Raw genomic sequence first — 16,277 nt, 5'->3', positions numbered from 1 at the left:
GGGGCGCTCCGTCACGGGTACCTTACGGGCTGGAGGCTCTGGCGCAGCAGGTGCATCCCGCGCCGCATGTGGGCCTTGACCGTGCCCAGCGGCATGCCGGTGCGGGCGGCGATCTGGGTTTGGGTGAGGTCGGCGTAGAAGGCGAGGCACAGCACGTGCCGCTGGTTGTCCGACAGCCTCGTCAGCGCATCGGCCACGACGATCCGGTCGAGGACGGCCTCGGGCGCGGGCTCGCGCGCCGTGCCCCGTCCGCCGTCGTGCGCGGCGTCCGGGCCCGCGCCGGCCCCGGGGCCGGCGTCCGGCGCGATGCCGGATCCCGCGAGCACGGGCTGCCTGCCGCGGCGCGCCAGGGAGTCGGCGATCTTGTGGCGGGTGATGCCCACGATCCACCCCGCCACGTCACCGTGGTCGGGGCGGAAGCGGTGCCTGCCGTGCCAGGCGGCGAGGAACACCTGCTGGGTGATGTCCTCGGCCTCGTAGCCGTCGGCGGTGGCGCGGCGGGCCAGCGAGTAGACCAGGGGCGAGCAGCGCTCGTAGAGGCTCTCCAGTGCCTCCTCGTCGCCCCGGACGAACCGGGAGGCGAGGTCGTCGCCGGACCCGGGCCGCGGGGACGGCGCCTCCTGCCCGTCGGCCGGGCTCCGGCGGCCTGTTCGTGGACGCGCTGTCGCAGTCGCGACAAGGAACATGGTGTCGGCTCCCTCACGGCGGGGACAAGGTCCCGGGCGGCTGCTCGGGACGTGGTGCCCAGGTGCGTCCACCCTCGTCTTCGGCCCCCGCCCCCACAACTTGCATCGCTTCTGCATCAAAATGGCGGTCGGCCGGGCGTCGCGCCCGGGACGGGTGCCCGCGCGCATCCGTCGCGGCGCCCCGCGCGGAAGAGGGCGCAGACGCGGTGCACGGGGTGCGCCGGACGCCGCACGACGCGAAGCCAGGGGCCGATAGCCATGAACGGACACCTCGACGGGGCCGAGTTGGCGGACCTGGCCCTCGGCGGTCCCGCGGCGCAAGCGGTTGCGCTGGCGGCCCGTGACCACGCCGCCGCGTGCGGGCGGTGTGCGCAGGAGCTGCTCGGCCTGCGCCGCGCCGTGCGGGCGGCCCGCTCGCTGGAGCCCGGGGACGTCCCGGCCGAGCCCCCTCCCGGCGTCCGGGCCGCGGTCCTGCGGGGCCTTCACGCCGGCCCCGTCCGTCCGCCGTGCCGGGCTGCGGCCGGCCGGGCCCGGCTGCGCGCAGCCGGTGCGCGGCGGGCCGTGCTGATCGTGTTCACCCTGGCCGTCGCGGCTCTCGCCGTCGCCTTCGCCGCCACACACTGAAGCCGAACGGGCCGTGCGGGTCCGGCCGTCGGGAGCCGCCGTCCGGGGTCCGGCCCGCGGGACCCGGGCCCGCGGGGCTCGGAACGCGACCCGGCCGGGCCGGTGAACGAGTCACCGGCCCGGCCGGGTGCCAGGCATGGAACCGCGGTGCGGCCCCGCCCATTACCAGTAGTGGCGCCTGCCTCCCACTGCGTGTCCGACGGATCCCAGGATCCACAGGACGGCGCCGATCACCAGCAGGATGATCCCGATGGTCCACAGGATCGAGATGCCGAGGAGCCAGCCGATGATGAGCAGGATGAGTCCGAGAGCGATCATGGTGTTCTCTCCAATCTGGCAATCGGCTTCTGCCCCGTTCCGCCGGGGGAATGCGCGCCGTCCCCGTGGATGATCAGGAACCGTCCCCCGTGGGCGGCGGCGGGGCCCCCATGGCCCAGCGGATGGCGCCCGTCACGGCCAGGCCGGCCGGCCGCACGCAGACCTTTTCCAGGACCGGCAGCGAGGGCAGCCCGAGGCCCTCGCGCGCCCAGCGGGGGAGCATGCTCACGGCGTTGGCGGTGAGGAGGGCGTACGGCGCGCGGGCGGCGAGAGGCAGGGGCGGGTGGAACAGGATGAACCGTGCGGCCTCCCGTGCCTGCGGGGTCCCGTGCAGCTCCGGCCGGTAAGCCGCGAGCCGTTCGGCGAGCGCGGCCCGGTCGCGGGGCGGATCGGGCACGCCGAGCGCCTCGGCGATCCGGGCGGTGTCGGCCACGTACGCGTCGCACCCGGCGGCGTCGAGCGGGTGGGCCCCGTACCGCTGGTGGGCCCGCAGGAAGCTGTCGACCTCGGCGATGTGGACCCAGGCCAGCAGGTGCGGGTCACCGGCGTGGTACTCCTCGCCGGCCGCGGTGGTGCCGCGGACCCGGTCGTGCACGGCACGCACCCGGTCGACGGCTTCCTGAGCGTGCTCCGCCGTCCCGTACGTGGTCACGGCGAGGAAGGTGCTGGTGCGCTGGAGCCGGCCCCAGGGGTCCCCGCGGTAGCCGGAGTGGGCCGCCACCGCGGCCATGGCCCGCGGGTGCAGGGACTGGAGCAGCAGCGCCCGCAGGCCGCCGATGAACATGGACGCGTCGCCGTGGACGGTGCGGACGGGACGGTCCGCGGCGAACCACCGGGGGCCGGGCGTGCCGTGGATGCGGGCGCGGTTCGCCGCGCCGGCCGGCCCCGCCACGAGGGTGAAGAGCCGGCGGCCCGCCTGCTCGCGCAGCCCGCTCGGACGCGGCGCGGACACTGCTGCCATCCCTCCATTGTGGTCCCGCGGGCGGTTCCCTGTCAGCGGCAGCGGCGGCAGCAGCGGCCCGGGCGGGCGGTGATGGCAGACTGCTTCCTTGATCACATGGGCACCGGGCCCGTGTACACAGGAGATTGGGACGTTGTGCGCAAGGCGAGGTGGGCGGCCGCGGCTGCCGGTGTGGTGCTGCTGGTCGCGGGTTGTGGCAGCGGGGGCGGCTCGGACGCGGACAAGGCGAAGGCCGGCGGAACGGTTCCGTCCGGGGCCGCCTCCGCCCCGGCGAAGGCGGGTGCCTCCGGCTCGCTGGACGCCGCGGCCGTGAAGAAGGAGATCGAGGGCGCCGCCACGGCGGCCGGCTTCACCGAGGGCGCGGGTGACGAGGTCCCGGCGGGGCTCAAGTCCTGCATGGTCTCCTGGTTCGCGGACGGCAAGAAGGCCACCGACTCGAAGAAGTCCTATGACGCGACGGTCGCCGCCCTGGCCAAGGGCGGGTGGAAGGAGCTGCGGAGCGCCGACCAGCAGGTCTCCGTCATCAAGACGCTGGACAAGAGCGGCTGGAGCCTGAAGGCGAGCCACCACGGCACGGCGGGCACCCTGCTGATGGTCTCTTTCATCGCGACGGACTCCAGCCCCGCGTGCGAGAAGCTGTTCCGGGAAGACCTGGCGAAGAACAAGCAGTAGGCGCGCGCAGACCCCGGGGCCGGAGAGGCCGACGGCTCCGGGGTCGCAGCGCCGGGCGGATTCCGGCCAGTAAAAGCAGAGAATTTTCTAGAACTGGACTCCAAAGGGGAGGAGCGGGTGGGCCACACTCGGCCCATGGGCCACCATCCGCTCCGCACACGGGCGACGAGACCGTCGCTCCACGCACGACTCCTGCGCATGAGGGCGGCGCCGGCCGCGCTGCTCGTCCTGGCCGCCGCCGTGCTCCTGCCGGGCACGCCGGCCGCCCGGGCAAACCCCCCGGCCCCGCCCGCTCCACCCGCCCTGACCGACGGGTTCGGCCTGACCCAGACCACCGGCGCGACCGGCAGCGGAAGAAACTTCGTGGTCACGGTCACCACACCCGAAGTCGCCGGGGAGCACCGCATCCGGATCCTGCTGCCCGCCGGCTACTTCGACGACCCGGCCAGGCGCTACCCCGTCCTCTACTTCCTGCACGGCGCGTCCGACGATCCGGGCAACCCGGACCTGGCCTACCCCGCGCTCACCGCCGCCCGGTCCATGATCACGGTCATCCCGGACGGGGGCCTGCGCGGCTGGTACACCAACTGGCTCGACCAGAAGACGGCCGCGGGGGCGCAGAACTGGGAGAACTTCCACATCAACCAGGTGCTCCCCTTCATCGACGCCAACCTGCGCACCGTCACCGGCAGACAGTCACGCGCCGTCGCGGGCATCTCCATGGGCGGATTCGGCGCCCTGCACTACGCCCAGCGCCACCCCGGACTGTTCGGCCAGGTCGCCACGTTCTCCGGCGCCGACGAACTCTCCCGGGACCACGCCGTCACCCGCGCCGCCGTCGTCGGCACCCTGACCAACGCGGGCGCCCCCTTCTGCGATCCCGCCACCACGCCCTCCTGCTCCCTGTGGTTCGGGCCGACGGTCTCCAGCGACGCCGTCTTCGGCACGCCCTACCCGCTGTTCGACGCCGACTGGCGCTGGAACGCGGCGGATCCCGTCGCGCACATGTCCGCCCTGGCGGGCATGGGCATCGCCCTCTACACCGGCAACGGGAAGGGCGACCCGGCCGGGTTCGAGTTCTGGGTCGAATCGGCGACGCGGCATGCCAGGGAACGGCTCGACGCCCTCGGATTCCCCTACCACTACGTGAACTACGGCAACGGCTCCGGCTGGGGGGCGCACTGCCGCGGCGGCCACGACAGCGGCTGCTGGAGCCAGGACCTCGTCGACTACGTCCCGCGCCTGGAGGCGGCCTTCGCCGCCGGCGCGGCCTGACCGCGCGTCACCGGCGCCACCGCGCCCCGACCCACCCTCCACCCCTTCCCCTTCGGAGAAAGGCCATCCCATGACATCAGCCCCGGCCCCCGCGCCGGAACGCGCCCCCTCCCGCCTGCGCCTGTTCGCCGCGGCCCTGGCCACGTGCTGCGTCGCCCTCGGCCTCATGGCCTCCCCGCTCGCCGCCTCCCCGGCCCGCGCGGCCGAGACCTGCGGCTCCCCGCTCGCGTGCGTGACCTTCACCTCCGCCGGCAACGGCCGCCTGATCGACGTCCAGAACGGATCCCGCGACGACGGGGCGTACATCGTCACCAACGCGGCCCCCGGCCATCACCAGTCCTGGAACCTCAACGTCGATCCGGCGGAGGCCGCCTTCACGATCGTCAACACCACCACCGGCAAGTGCATCGACCTGAGCTGGCCCGCCCTGCGCCAGCAGACCTGCCGGGGCCAGAAGAGCCAGAAGTGGTACTTACAGCCCGTCGCGGGCTCCGGTGGCTCCGGTGCGGCGTTCATGATCCGCAACGAGAGCGACAACTCCTGCCTGGACCTGCTGTCCAACGCCCAGTACGACGACGCCTGGACCGGCCAGTCCCGCTGCCACGCCGGGGTCAACCAGCGCTGGACCACGAACTCGCCGGCCGCCTGGAACCTCGCCGTGGACCACGGCGCCAAGGCGTGCCAGAAGGATCCCGGTGCCTGCTCGTGGACGGTGAAGAGCGAAGCCCCCGCCGCCCCCCTCCCCAGGGTCTGCGCCTCCGCGGTCTGGTACAACAACTCCAGCTCGCCGGCCTCCCAGTCCTTCACGGTGAACAGGACCACCGGCTGGCAGAGCAGCATCGGCACCCAGCTCTCCGCGGACATCTCCGCGGGCGCCGCCCCCGCCCTGCAGACCAGGGTCAGCTCCACCCTGTCGTTCACCAACGTGTGGGAGGGCTCCACGAGCGTCGGTGACGGCATCCAGGTCCCCGTCCCCGCCGCGCAGTACGGCTGGGTGACGCTGTCCGTCCTGGCGAAGAAGGTCACCGGCAACTGGACCTTCGACGCGCGCGGCTTCCCCTGGAAGGCCGACGACACCATCACCGTCCCGGTCAAGGACTCCCCGGCCGGCGGTGCGACCGTCTACATCGCCAACACCAGCCCGACCTTCACTTCCTGCTCCTGAGCCCGGCCGGTCCGTCCGCGGCCGGTCCGTCCCCCTGCCGCCCGTCCCCGGCCGCCCGCGCCTGCGAGGCTCCGGGCGGCAGGGGGCCCCGACCGCCCGGGAGCACGCCGTCTTTGCCGTACCGGCCCTGTCCGGCCCGGAGCCACAGGGACGCCCCGCCCGTGCCGGCCCCCCTGTCAGCCGATCGGCTGCCGCGCCTCCGAGCGCACCTTCACGGTGGACTCGGCCGCCTTGTCCAGGTCGACGGACTGCGGGGACTGCTGCGCGCCCTCGGGAGTGACCACGGCGACCGATGCGCCGGTGTTCTCGTCCGCCCACGCGCACACGGGCAGGGAAGCCGTGGTCCCGTCCTGCGTCGTGACCAGCACCTCGCAGGAGACGGTGATGCCGGAATCGGCGGGCGTGATGTCGCGCGCGGGGACCGCCAGACGCGCGCCGTCGGCCTTGGCCGCGCCCGCCAGCATCTTCCTGCGAGCACCCGCCGGGTCCTTGAACCGGCCGTACATCCCCGAGAAGACGAGCACGCCCGCCCCCTGCGGAGCGCCGGCCGTGTACTGGCCGACGGCGGGCTTCGGATCGCGGATCTTGGGGTCGTAGCTGCCCTTCAGCGCTTCCTTGCCCCGGGTCTGCGAGAGGTCCTGATCGAGCCGGAACCGGCCGTCGAGCAGGGTCGGCGGCACCGTGAGGCGGTACTCGGCCCTGGGGAAGCCGGATCCGCTCCCGCCCCCGGTCGTCAGCCGGTTCACCCCGAGCCCGATCAGGGTGAGCCCCACCAGCGAGGCCGCGACGATCGCGACGCCCACGCCGGTGCGGCCGCGGCGCGCCGGCGGTCCCACCGGCGGCTGCCCCCAGGCGCCTGGGACCGGGTACGGCGGCGCCCCGTAGGGCTGTTGCGGAGGCGGCGGCCCCGGGTAGGGCGGGTGCTGCCCGTACGGCTGTCCGTACTGCTGTCCGTACTGCTGTCCGCCGTACGGGTGCGGGGGCTGTGGAGGCGGCCCGTACGGGCCGGGCGAGGGCGGGGGCGGCGGCATGGTCATGACCGAACGCTACGCCAACCCCGGTGGACGGCGAGCGGCCCGGACGGGCTGCTAGAATGTGGGCGTTGGCCTTCGGCGGTGCCCCGTGCACCCACCGGAGGCTTTTTTCATGCCTTCAGACACCCCGGCGTGCCCCGCACCCCCCGTCCCCGCCCACGCAGCCCCCGTCCGCACCGCTCCCACCCGCACCGCCGGCCCCGGGCCGTGCCAAGGTACGGACTTGGGCCCTGACTCCGGCCCCGGCGGTTTCCGCGACCTGCTCCGCAACCGCGAGTTCGCGGGCCTGTACGCCGGCTTCACCTGCACGGTCGCCGCGACCACCCTCTCGGGCCTCGCGCTCGGCACGATGGTCAGCCACCGGACGAACTCCCCTTTCCTGACCGCCGTGAGCATGTACGGCGCCACGTTCGCGACCGTCCTCGGCGCGCTGACGCTCATGTCGGTCGCCGACGGCAAGCGCCCGCGCCGCACCATCGTCGCGCTCCAGCTGCTCTCGCTGCTGGGCATCGCCGCGCAGGCGGTCCCGGGTCTGCCGCTCGCGGCCCGGTTCGCCCTGCTGCTGGTGCTCGGCTTCTTCCAGTCCCTGGGCACCGGCACCCGGTTGGGGCTGCTCGCCGAAATCGTCCCGGACTGCGCCCACGTGCCGGCCCGTTCCCTGATGAACCTCACCTCCGGCGGCACGGCCGTCCTCGGCTACGCGATCGGCGCCGTACTGCTGCGACACCTGACTCCCCAGGGCGTCTTCGCCGTCGCGGCGGCCCTGACCGCCGGGGGCCTGGCCGTCGTCGCGAGCACCCTGCGGGAGCACTCCATCCGTCTCACCCGCCGCCCCGGACTGCGGCAGACCTGGACCACCAACGCGGAGTTGTTCTCCCACCCCGGCCGGCGGGCCCTGCTGGTGAACCTGTGGGTCCCCAACGGTCTGGTCGTCGGCTGCGAGGCACTGTTCCTCACCTATGAACCGGCCCGCGCGGGCACCCTGCTGGCCGCGGGATCGGCCGGCATGCTCCTCGGCGACCTGACCGTCGGCCGCCTGCTCACCGCCGAGCGGCGACAGCGCTGCGCCTTCGCCCTGCGGCTGCTGCTGGCCGCCCCCTACCTGCTCTTCGCGCTGCACCCGCCCCTCCTGCTCGCGGCCGCCGCGGTGTTCGTCGCCGGCGCCGGCTTCGCCGCCACCCTGCCCCTGCAGGAGCAGTTGCTGCGGCTGACCCCCGGACCGGTCCGGGGCCAGGTGCAGGGCGTCGAGTCCGCCGGCCGGATGGCCTGGCAGGGCATCGGCGCGGCGGCCGCCGGAGGCATCGCCCAGTACGTGGCCCCCGCCACCGCCATCACCGTCGTCGCCGCCCTCTCCGTGGCCGTCACCGTCACCTCCCGGCCCTTCGTGGAGGCCGCCCGGAACACGGACGGATTGAACGCGTGAGAGCGGGGCAGGCGCGCCGACGACCGCGGCTTCGCCTCCCCGGTTCCATGACGGGACGGCGGAACCACAGTCCGGATCGAAGGAGTTGTTTCGCGTGACCGAGAACGTGTGGACCTACCGCGCCGGAGTCGAGTACCTCGCCGCCGACCTGACGGGCTACAAGGTGGAGGCGGTCGACGGCTCCATCGGGAAGGTCGACAAGCATTCCGACGAGGTGACCGACGCCTACCTGGTCGTGGACACCGGTGTGTGGATCCTCGGCAAGGAAGTGCTGCTGCCGGCCGGCACGGTGACCCGCGTGGACCACGAGGAGAAGAAGGTCTTCGTGGACCGCACCAAGGACCAGATCAAGGCCGCGCCGGAGTTCCACCGGGACCAGCACCTGGGCGACGCGGACTACCACCGGAATTTGGGCACCTACTACGGCACGGGCATGCCGTTCGGCCTCCCGACCGTCTGACCGGCGCGCCCGGGCCCCCGACCGTCTGACCGGGCGCCCTGCGCCCCCCGGCCGTCCGACCGGCGCCCCCGCGAGGCCCCGGCCCCTGCCACGGCAGGCGGCCGGGGCCTCGTCCGTGGCGCCGGTCGGACGCCGCGGCCTTACTCCGACCGGTGCCGATCGTGTCCGCGTCGGCGCCGTCGGCGCCGTCGGCGGGCGTCTTCGTGGTCACCTGCTCGTTGGCCGGTGTGTGCGGCAGCGGCCGCGCCACCCACCCGCCGGTGAGAGGAAGTTCCCCCATGTGCGCTCGTCCCCTGGCTCCGCAGACCGCCGGTGCGCCGGGCGGCCTCGCCCGTCGCACGCTGCTCGCCGGGGCCCTGGGGGTGGGGGCGGCCCTCTGGCCGGCGACCGGGGCGCTGGCCCTGCCCGCCTCGGGCCGGGCCACCGTGGAGGTCCTCAGCTGCGAGGAATGGGGGGCACGGCCGCCCTCCGAGTCCGTGGTGGTCCTGTCCACTGCGCCGGAGCGCATCATCGTGCACCACACGGCGACCGCGAACGTGGAGGACTACTCGAAGCAGCGGGCCTTCGCCCTGGCCCGGGCGATCCAGAACTACCACATGGACACCCAGGGCTGGATCGACACCGGCCAGCACTTCACCGTCAGCCGGGGCGCCTACGTCACCGAGGGCCGGCACCGCAGTCTCGCCGAACTGACCGGCGGGGCCCGCCAGGTCCGTGCGGCCCACTGCGTCGGCCAGAACAACGTGGCCGTGGGCATCGAGAACGAGGGCACCTACACCAGCGTGGAGCCGCCGGCCCGGCAGTACGAGGCCCTCGTCGCCCTGTGCGCGCAGATCTGCCACCAGTACGGCCTGCCGGCATCGGAGATCCACGGACACCGGGACTTCAACCAGACCTCGTGCCCCGGCGACCGCCTCTACGCCCTGCTCCCCAGGCTGCGCCAGGACGTCGCGGCGCGACTGGGCGTGGAGCTGGGGCAGCACGTCGACCACGACACCGGGGACCGCTGGACCGGGCCGGCCGAGTACCTCCCCTCGGACGTCCTGGAGCGGGAACTGGCGCGCTGGGGGCGGCCGGGCCCCGGGCGCTGACGTCCGGCGCCCTCCGTCGCGGGAGTCACTGGATTTCGTTCAGATTTGGTGATCGTTTTCCCTGGTGACCGTGCGTGTCGGCGTGTACCTTCTCCGGTAGCTGTCGTGGTTCGAAGTGCCTTCTGCCCGCATCTCCGGTGTGGGCAGTCCTGCTGTGCTTGCCGTTGGACCAGGGCGATCACCTCCGTTTCCCGCAAAGTGCGGGAGGCGTTCATCGACTGGAAGGCATGATCATGGCTACCGGAACTGTGAAGTGGTTCAACGCCGAAAAGGGCTTCGGCTTCATCGCCCAGGACGGCGGCGGCCCGGACGTGTTCGCCCACTACTCGGCGATCAACGCCACCGGCTACCGCGAGCTCCAGGAGGGCCAGGCCGTGACGTTCGACATCGCCCAGGGCCAGAAGGGCCCGCAGGCGGAGAACATCACCCCCGCCTGAGCCGCCGGCCCGGCTCCACGCACGCGTGAGCGGGTCCCGGCAGGGCTTGGGGGCCCTGCCGGAACCCGCGCGTCGTGCGTCCCGTCAGACGCTGGCCAGCATCGGCATCAGGCGCAGCGCGTTGTCGCGGTAGATCCCCCGTCGTTGGCCGGCGGTGAAGGCCGGGTCCGCGTCGAGCGCCGGGAAAGCCAGGTCCAGGACCGTGTCGCCGGGCGCGGCGGGATAGTCGGTGCCGAAAAGGACGTGGTCGGCCGACGCGTGCGCGAGGAGCGTTCCCGCGGCCGCCATGGGGCCGGCCGTGTCGTAGTAGAAGCGTCCCAGGTACTCGCGGACGGCGCCCGGATCGATGGGCGGCTCGCAGAACCGCCCCAGGGCCTGCAGGCGCGTCGCGATGTACGGCAGGAAGCCGCCCGCGTGCGGCAGGATGACCGAGATGTCCGGGAAGCGGTCCAGGGTCCTGTTGCTGATCATGTTCACGGCGGCCCGCGTGGTGTCCAGCAGGAAGTCGCACAAGAAGTTGGGGATGCCGGGAACCGTCGCCGCCCCGGGCGGACCGTCCGGCAGGTTGTGCGGATGGGTGTCCACCACCGCCCCGTGGTCGTTCAGCTCCGCGAACACCCGGTCGTAGACGGGGTCTCCCAGGTAGACGCCCCCGTAGTTCGCGGTCACGTTCACTCCGACGGCCCCGAGCTGACCGAGCCCGCGGCGCACCGCCCAGGACGACGCGTCCGCGTCGTCCAGGAACAGGGGCACGTAGTACGCGAACCGTCCCGGGTGCGCCGTCGCCACCTCGATCATCGACTGCAGCGTGATGTTGATCGCCTCGCGCAGCTGGGCCGACGAACGGTAGCGGGCCGGCAGCATGGGCTTGAGGACGGCCGTCGCGATGCCCGCCCGGTCCATGAAGCCGATCGCCGCCGTGATGTCGAGCCCCGTCCACGGCGGCAACCGCTCCGGCTTCACGAGCCCGTGGCGTCCGGCCCACTCGCGCCACTGCGGTGCGCAGTAGTGATGGTGCATGTCGATCTTCGACTGGACCGCGTGGGCCCCGTCCGGCCCACGGGGGGAGCCGTCCACCGCCGTACGGACGGGCCCGCCGGCGCCCGCCGGGGAGACCTGCCGCTCCTGCGTCGAGGTTCCCGGGAAGTGCGGTCCGGAAGTGCTCACGGATTCGGGCATGCCAATCCACCGCCGTTCGGTTCGGGTCAGGTCGCGGAGGTCGCGGAGGCGGGGGCGAGGTCTCCGGCCGGCCGCGAAGGCTCCAGGGTGATCCGCAGGTGCTGGAGGCCGCGGAAAGCCGCGACCGGCCCCTTGAGCCAGGCCCGCGCGCTCTCCGCGGGGTCCACCAGCGCCATGTCGGGGAACTCCCGCAGGAGACAGGAGAGCGCGACCTCCAGTTCCAGCCGCGCCAGCGGCGCCCCCAGGCAGTAGTGCGTCCCGTGGCCGAAGCCCAGGTGCGTTCCCTGGATACCCTCGCGGGTCACGTCCAGGACGTCGGGGGAGTCGAACTTGTCGGGGTCGCGGTTCGCCGAGGTGAGGGCGATCTGTACGAGGGACCCCTTGGGGATGAGCGTGCCCCGGATCTCGGCGTCCTCGGCGGCGTAGCGGAAGGTGGAGGTCTCCACCGACCCTTCGAAGCGGACGATCTCCTCGACCGCCCCCGGGATCAGCCGCGGGTTCTTGCGCAGCACTTCCAGCTGGTCGGGCCGCAGCAGCAGGTTCAGGACCGAATTGCCGATCTGGTAGGCGGTGGTCTTGTGGCCGGCGAAGAAGATGACCCACAGCGAGGAGACCAGCTCCGCGTCGTCCAGGGCCTCGTCCGCCTGGATCAGGTCGCTGAGGAAACTGTCCGAGGGGTGTTCGCGGGTGTGGGCGGTCAGCTGCCCCAAGCGGGCCTGGAGCCACTCCTCGGCCGCCCTCAGCTCCGCCTTCATCCCGGGGTCGAACCGGGCGCGCGTCACGACCGAGAACTGCCCGAGGATCTCCGGGCGGTCTGGCTCCGGGATGCCCATCAGTTCGCACAGCACCGCGATGGGCAGCGGGAACGCGAACGACGACATCAGGTCGACCGGATCGCTCGTGCGGCACCCGGCGAGGAGGTCCTCGGCGATCTCGGTGATCCTCGCCCGCATCTCCTCCACGCGCCGCGGGGTGAAGGCGGTCCGCAGGCAGCGGCGCAGCCGCGTGTGCCGGGGCGGGTCGCAGAAGAGGACGTTGTCGTCGAGCGCGTCGAAGAAGCTGCCGTACACGGCGTGGTAGGTGTCCATCGCGCCCCGCATGTCCTTGCTGAACCGGGGGTCCGACAGGGCGTCGCGGGCGTCCTCGTACCGGGTGATCAGGTACGTGTCCACGCCGTGCGGGGGCTTCAGCAGGCAGACCGGGTCCTGCTCGCGCAGCGCGGCGTAGACGGGATGGGGGCACTCCCGGTACTCCGGCGCGCCCCGCGACACGGATCGCCTGAGGTCGTCCAGGGCCCTGCCGCTGTTCGGTGCCGCGTTCTCCTGCGCCATCTTCCGCACCCTCCGTGACACTCGGCGTCTGCGGACACACCGGTCCCCGCCCCGGCGGACGGCGAAACCCCCCTTGCCCGTTCGGGTGAGGGGGGTTTGGGCGGGTTTCGGGGCGGGGTCGCAGGGGGCTGCGCCGTGCGTCCTACGAAGCGGCCTGCGCGGACGCCGGCGCCGTCTCCTCGGGCCGCGACGAGAGCGGGGCGGCGATGTCCTCCAGGGACTTGCCCTCGGCGGCGACCGCGAGGAAGACGGCCACCACGCCGGCCGCCACCATCAGGGAGGCGCCGATGCAGAAGGCGATGACCGCGTCCGATACCACGCCGCTCGTGGTGAGGCTCGCGAAGATCAGGGGGCCCGAGATGCCGCCGGCGGCCGTACCGACGGCGTAGAAGAAGGCGATCGCCATCGCCCGCGTCTCCATCGGGAAGATCTCGCTGACGGTCAGGTAGGCCGAACTCGCACCGGCCGAGGCGAAGAAGAGCACCACGCACCAGCACGCGGTCATCGTCACGGCGGTGAGCCGGCCGGCGCCGAAGAGCCATGCCGTGCCGAACAGCAGCAGACCCGACAGCACGTAGGTGCCCGCGATCATCGGCCGCCGGCCGAGGGTGTCGAACAGCCGCCCCAACAGCAGGGGCCCCAGGAAGTTCCCGAAGGCGATGACGGCGAAGTAGTAGCCCGTCACGCTGCTGGAGACGTCGAAGAACCCGACGAGGATGCTGCCGAAGCCGAAGGTGATCGCGTTGTAGAGGAAGGCCTGGCCGACGAAGAGGGACAGGCCGAGGACGGCCCGGCGCGGATAGGAGCGGAAGACGGTCTTCGCGATGAGCCCGAAGCCGATGCTCCGGCCCTGTGTGACCGTCATCGTCCGCTCCGCCGGGGGCAGCCGGGAGCCCTTCTCCTCCTCGACGCGCCGCTCCACGTCGTCGACGAGTTCCTCCGCCTCCTGCGCCTTCCCGTGGATCAGCATCCAGCGCGGACTCTCGGGCACGTGGCGCCGTACGATCAGGATCACCAGACCGAGGACCACGCCCAGCGCGAAGGTGAGCCGCCAGCCCACCGACGGCGGGAAGAGGTCGGTGTTCAGGGCGACCACGGACAACAAGGCGCCCGCGACCGCGCCCAGCCAGAAACTGCCGTTGATGATCAGATCCACGCGGCCGCGGTACTTGCTCGGGATCAGTTCGTCGATCGCCGAGTTGATGGCCGCGTACTCACCGCCGATGCCGAAGCCGGTCAGGAAGCGGAAGAGGAAGAACCACCAGGCGGAGAAGGACAGTGCGGTCATCGCCGTGGCCGCCAGGTACAGCCCGAGCGTGATCAGGAAGAGCTTCTTGCGGCCGAACAGGTCGGTCAGCCGCCCGAACACCAGCGCGCCGGAGCAGGCGCCCGCCACGTAGAGCGCGGCGGCGACACCGGTGACCTGGGCGTCGGTGATGGACAGACCGCTGCCGTCCTCGGAGAGGCGACTGGCGATGTTGCCGACGATCGTCACTTCCAGGCCGTCGAGGATCCACACGGTCCCCAGCCCGATCACGATCATCCAGTGCCACCGGGACCACGGAAGCCGGTCCAGACGGGCGGGAACCTTGGTGGTGAGCGTATCCTCACGCTCCGCGAATTCGGCCATGCCGGGTCGTTTGCCCGGCCGCCGGGGACGCAAACCCGCCTGGCAGAGCGTGCCGGGGCCCCCTCCCGGCGGTGTCGGACGCATGAAACCGGTGGGCTGAAGCATGCGCGGGAAATGGAATGCGTGACGTACGAAGAACACTCGGGCGCGACGAAGACGGTGGAGTGCGGTCTGGCGGACGAGGCCTGCCAAGTGGCGCTCAAGCGGCTGCGGGAGCTGGGCGACGGCGAGTTCGGCTGGGTGCGCCTGGTGGACCCGGCCGAGGCCGAGCTCGTCCAGCTGGCCGAGGAGCTGGGTTTGCACCCGCTGGCCGTCGAGGATGCGGTGCAGGCCCACCAGCGTCCCAAGCACGAACGGTTCGGCGACGTGCTGGCGGTCGCCCTCAAGACCCTCTGGTACGTCGAGGGCGAGGCGGCGGTGGAGACCGGGGAGATGATGCTCTTCGTCGGGCCCCGCTACGTGCTGACCGTGCGGCACGGGGACGCCGACCCCACCGCCGAGGCCGCCCGGCGTCTGGAAGCCGATCCGGCGATGCTGCGGTTCGGCCCCCTGGCCGTCCTGCACGCCGTCCTGGACGTGGTCGTCGACGACTACAGCGACGCCGCCGAGAAGGTGCGCGCCGCACTCACCCGCCTCGAAGACTGTGTCTTCTCCACCTCCCGCATCGACGTCACCGAGGGCATCTACTCGCTCAAGCGCGAGGTGCGCGAGTTCCGCGACGCCGTCCAGCCGCTCACCCCGGTCCTCCAGGGCATGCTGGACGCCCCTGAGGAGGAGCCTGCGGGCAAGGCCCTGCCGTACTTCCGCGACGTGGCGGACCACCTGCACGGCGCCGACACCGAAGTGCGCACCCTCGACGAGCTGCTGAACTCCGTCCTGGACGCCCAGCAGGCACGGGTGGGCACCTGGCAGAACGACGACATGCGGCGCATCTCCGCCTGGGCGGCGATCTTCGCCATCCCCACGATGGTCGCGGGCGTCTACGGAATGAACTTCGAGCACATGCCGGAACTCGGATGGAGTTACGGATACCCGATGGCCGTCGCAATCATGGCGGTCGCGTCGGGCGCCCTCTACCGCGCCTTCCGCCGCAACGGCTGGCTGTGACCCCGTACGTACGAGGACGGCGCCGGCGGTGATCCGCCGGCGCCGTCCTCACGTGCGCTCAGCCGGGCCACGCGCCGGTGAACCTGCGTACCGCCGTGGCCCCGCCCCGGTCGACGGCGGCCTTCACCACGGCGAAGATGGCGCCCTGGATGGCCGCCGCCGTCAGGATCTCCCGCCAGCTCCGGGCCTCGTCGGTGGCGTCCGGAGCGTCGTCGTCGTTGCCCAGCACCTTCCAAGCCTGTTTGAAGGCAGCCCCGGCCAGCATGCCGCCGGCCATGCCGGCCAGCAGTCCGACCGGCTTGTAGGTGACCTTGGAGACCCTCATCGGCTGCTCCGCCGGGAGCGGCGCAGCAGGACGTAGGTGAGGACGGCCACGCCGCCGGCCCACGCCAGCAGCGGGACGCGGCCTCGGCGCGCGGCTTCGGCCGCCTGTCCGGCCGCCTCCTCCACCTGCCCCCTCACCTCGGTCGCCGTGCCCTGGACCTGGTCCTTCACGTCCGTGGCCCGGCCCTGGACCTGGTCCTTGACCTCCGTGGCCCGGCCCTGGACCCGAGCCAGGATCTCGGCCGTCTTGTCCTGGACCTGCGCGCCGACCTCGGCCGCCTTGTCCTGGACCTGCGCGCCGACCTCCGCCGCCTTGTCCTGGGCGCGGGTCTTCACGTCCGCCTTGCCGGCCTCGTCGGCGGCCGTATCCACGGCCTGCCCCAGCTGTATCCGCGTGGCCTCGATGTCCTCGCGCAGTTCACCGGGCAGCGGCGCGGAGTCGTTCCGGCCGGAGTGGTCCTCGGTCATCGGTGTGTCCCTTCTTCGGTCTCGGCCGCATCGGCCCGCATGTGTCGATGCGCCGCGCATACCCAGGTGACGACCCCTCATCCACCGCCCCG

18 protein-coding genes are annotated in these 16,277 nt (G+C 72.6%); 9 read left to right on the top strand and 9 right to left on the bottom strand.

Annotated features, from left to right (window positions below):
- Positions 1-11 precede the first annotated feature (11 nt).
- Entirely contained in the window at positions 12-686 is a 675-nt protein-coding gene (locus AMK16_RS02515; protein ID WP_073907936.1) for an RNA polymerase sigma factor, read from the bottom strand.
- A 258-nt stretch (positions 687-944) separates the two neighbouring features.
- Between AMK16_RS02515 and AMK16_RS02510 the strand changes: the two genes are divergently transcribed.
- Positions 945-1,310: a hypothetical protein gene (locus AMK16_RS02510; RefSeq protein WP_073907933.1), complete on the top strand. Its 366-nt coding sequence runs from the start codon at positions 945-947 to the stop codon at positions 1,308-1,310.
- A gap of 162 nt (positions 1,311-1,472) precedes the next feature.
- Here AMK16_RS02510 and AMK16_RS36530 read toward each other — a convergent pair whose 3' ends face one another.
- Positions 1,473-1,628, bottom strand: a complete 156-nt coding sequence (locus AMK16_RS36530; RefSeq protein WP_199885329.1) for a DUF6131 family protein — start codon at positions 1,626-1,628, stop codon at positions 1,473-1,475.
- A gap of 73 nt (positions 1,629-1,701) precedes the next feature.
- Positions 1,702-2,589 (bottom strand): oxygenase MpaB family protein, encoded by an 888-nt coding sequence (locus AMK16_RS02505; RefSeq protein WP_073907930.1) that lies wholly within the window; start codon positions 2,587-2,589, stop codon positions 1,702-1,704.
- A gap of 135 nt (positions 2,590-2,724) precedes the next feature.
- On the opposite strand from AMK16_RS02505, the gene AMK16_RS02500 reads away from it, so the two are divergent.
- The 3 genes from AMK16_RS02500 to AMK16_RS02490 all read left to right on the top strand — a co-directional run bounded on the left by AMK16_RS02500 (position 2,725) and on the right by AMK16_RS02490 (position 5,701).
- A complete protein-coding gene (locus AMK16_RS02500) occupies positions 2,725-3,261 on the top strand; it encodes a hypothetical protein (RefSeq protein WP_073907927.1) in 537 nt (178 codons plus the stop codon).
- 198 nt (positions 3,262-3,459) lie between these two features.
- The gene (locus tag AMK16_RS02495) at positions 3,460-4,536 is read left to right on the top strand and encodes an alpha/beta hydrolase (protein ID WP_073907924.1); all 1,077 of its coding nucleotides are present in this window, start codon (positions 3,460-3,462) and stop codon (positions 4,534-4,536) included.
- Between the two features lie 70 nt (positions 4,537-4,606).
- Positions 4,607-5,701 (top strand): RICIN domain-containing protein, encoded by a 1,095-nt coding sequence (locus AMK16_RS02490; protein WP_073907921.1) that lies wholly within the window; start codon positions 4,607-4,609, stop codon positions 5,699-5,701.
- A gap of 176 nt (positions 5,702-5,877) precedes the next feature.
- Here the strand turns inward: AMK16_RS02490 and AMK16_RS02485 are convergent, their stop codons facing one another.
- On the bottom strand, positions 5,878-6,738 hold the full coding sequence (locus tag AMK16_RS02485; RefSeq protein ID WP_073907918.1) for a hypothetical protein: 861 nt from the start codon (positions 6,736-6,738) through the stop codon (positions 5,878-5,880).
- Positions 6,739-6,958: 220 nt separating this feature from the next.
- On the opposite strand from AMK16_RS02485, the gene AMK16_RS02480 reads away from it, so the two are divergent.
- From AMK16_RS02480 to AMK16_RS02465, 4 genes are all read left to right on the top strand, one after another.
- Positions 6,959-8,158: an MFS transporter gene (locus AMK16_RS02480; protein WP_073907915.1), complete on the top strand. Its 1,200-nt coding sequence runs from the start codon at positions 6,959-6,961 to the stop codon at positions 8,156-8,158.
- 94 nt (positions 8,159-8,252) lie between these two features.
- Positions 8,253-8,618: a PRC-barrel domain-containing protein gene (locus AMK16_RS02475; protein WP_073907912.1), complete on the top strand. Its 366-nt coding sequence runs from the start codon at positions 8,253-8,255 to the stop codon at positions 8,616-8,618.
- Positions 8,619-8,896: 278 nt separating this feature from the next.
- A complete protein-coding gene (locus AMK16_RS02470; protein ID WP_073907909.1) occupies positions 8,897-9,709 on the top strand; it encodes a peptidoglycan recognition protein family protein in 813 nt (270 codons plus the stop codon).
- A gap of 233 nt (positions 9,710-9,942) precedes the next feature.
- The gene (locus AMK16_RS02465; RefSeq protein WP_073910261.1) at positions 9,943-10,146 is read left to right on the top strand and encodes a cold-shock protein; all 204 of its coding nucleotides are present in this window, start codon (positions 9,943-9,945) and stop codon (positions 10,144-10,146) included.
- A gap of 84 nt (positions 10,147-10,230) precedes the next feature.
- Here AMK16_RS02465 and AMK16_RS02460 read toward each other — a convergent pair whose 3' ends face one another.
- The 3 genes from AMK16_RS02460 to AMK16_RS02450 all read right to left on the bottom strand — a co-directional run bounded on the left by AMK16_RS02460 (position 10,231) and on the right by AMK16_RS02450 (position 14,286).
- Positions 10,231-11,313, bottom strand: a complete 1,083-nt coding sequence (locus tag AMK16_RS02460; protein WP_242438528.1) for an amidohydrolase family protein — start codon at positions 11,311-11,313, stop codon at positions 10,231-10,233.
- Positions 11,314-11,351: 38 nt separating this feature from the next.
- Positions 11,352-12,656: a cytochrome P450 family protein gene (locus tag AMK16_RS02455; RefSeq protein WP_079191271.1), complete on the bottom strand. Its 1,305-nt coding sequence runs from the start codon at positions 12,654-12,656 to the stop codon at positions 11,352-11,354.
- Positions 12,657-12,798: 142 nt separating this feature from the next.
- Positions 12,799-14,286: an MFS transporter gene (locus AMK16_RS02450; protein ID WP_073907906.1), complete on the bottom strand. Its 1,488-nt coding sequence runs from the start codon at positions 14,284-14,286 to the stop codon at positions 12,799-12,801.
- Positions 14,287-14,400: 114 nt separating this feature from the next.
- Between AMK16_RS02450 and AMK16_RS02445 the strand changes: the two genes are divergently transcribed.
- On the top strand, positions 14,401-15,393 hold the full coding sequence (locus tag AMK16_RS02445; protein ID WP_073907903.1) for a magnesium and cobalt transport protein CorA: 993 nt from the start codon (positions 14,401-14,403) through the stop codon (positions 15,391-15,393).
- 58 nt (positions 15,394-15,451) lie between these two features.
- Here the strand turns inward: AMK16_RS02445 and AMK16_RS02440 are convergent, their stop codons facing one another.
- Positions 15,452-15,718: a DUF4235 domain-containing protein gene (locus AMK16_RS02440; RefSeq protein ID WP_073907900.1), complete on the bottom strand. Its 267-nt coding sequence runs from the start codon at positions 15,716-15,718 to the stop codon at positions 15,452-15,454.
- A complete protein-coding gene (locus tag AMK16_RS02435) occupies positions 15,715-16,185 on the bottom strand; it encodes a DUF3618 domain-containing protein (protein WP_073907897.1) in 471 nt (156 codons plus the stop codon). Before AMK16_RS02435 ends, AMK16_RS02440 begins: the two co-directional genes overlap by 4 nt.
- Positions 16,186-16,277: the final 92 nt, after the last annotated feature.

It is taken from the genome of Streptomyces sp. CB00455, from assembly GCF_001905445.1.
Classification (GTDB): Bacteria; Actinomycetota; Actinomycetes; order Streptomycetales; family Streptomycetaceae; genus Streptomyces.
Note: the sequence above shows the minus strand (reverse complement) of the source record. Positions and strands in the feature narration are given on the sequence as shown.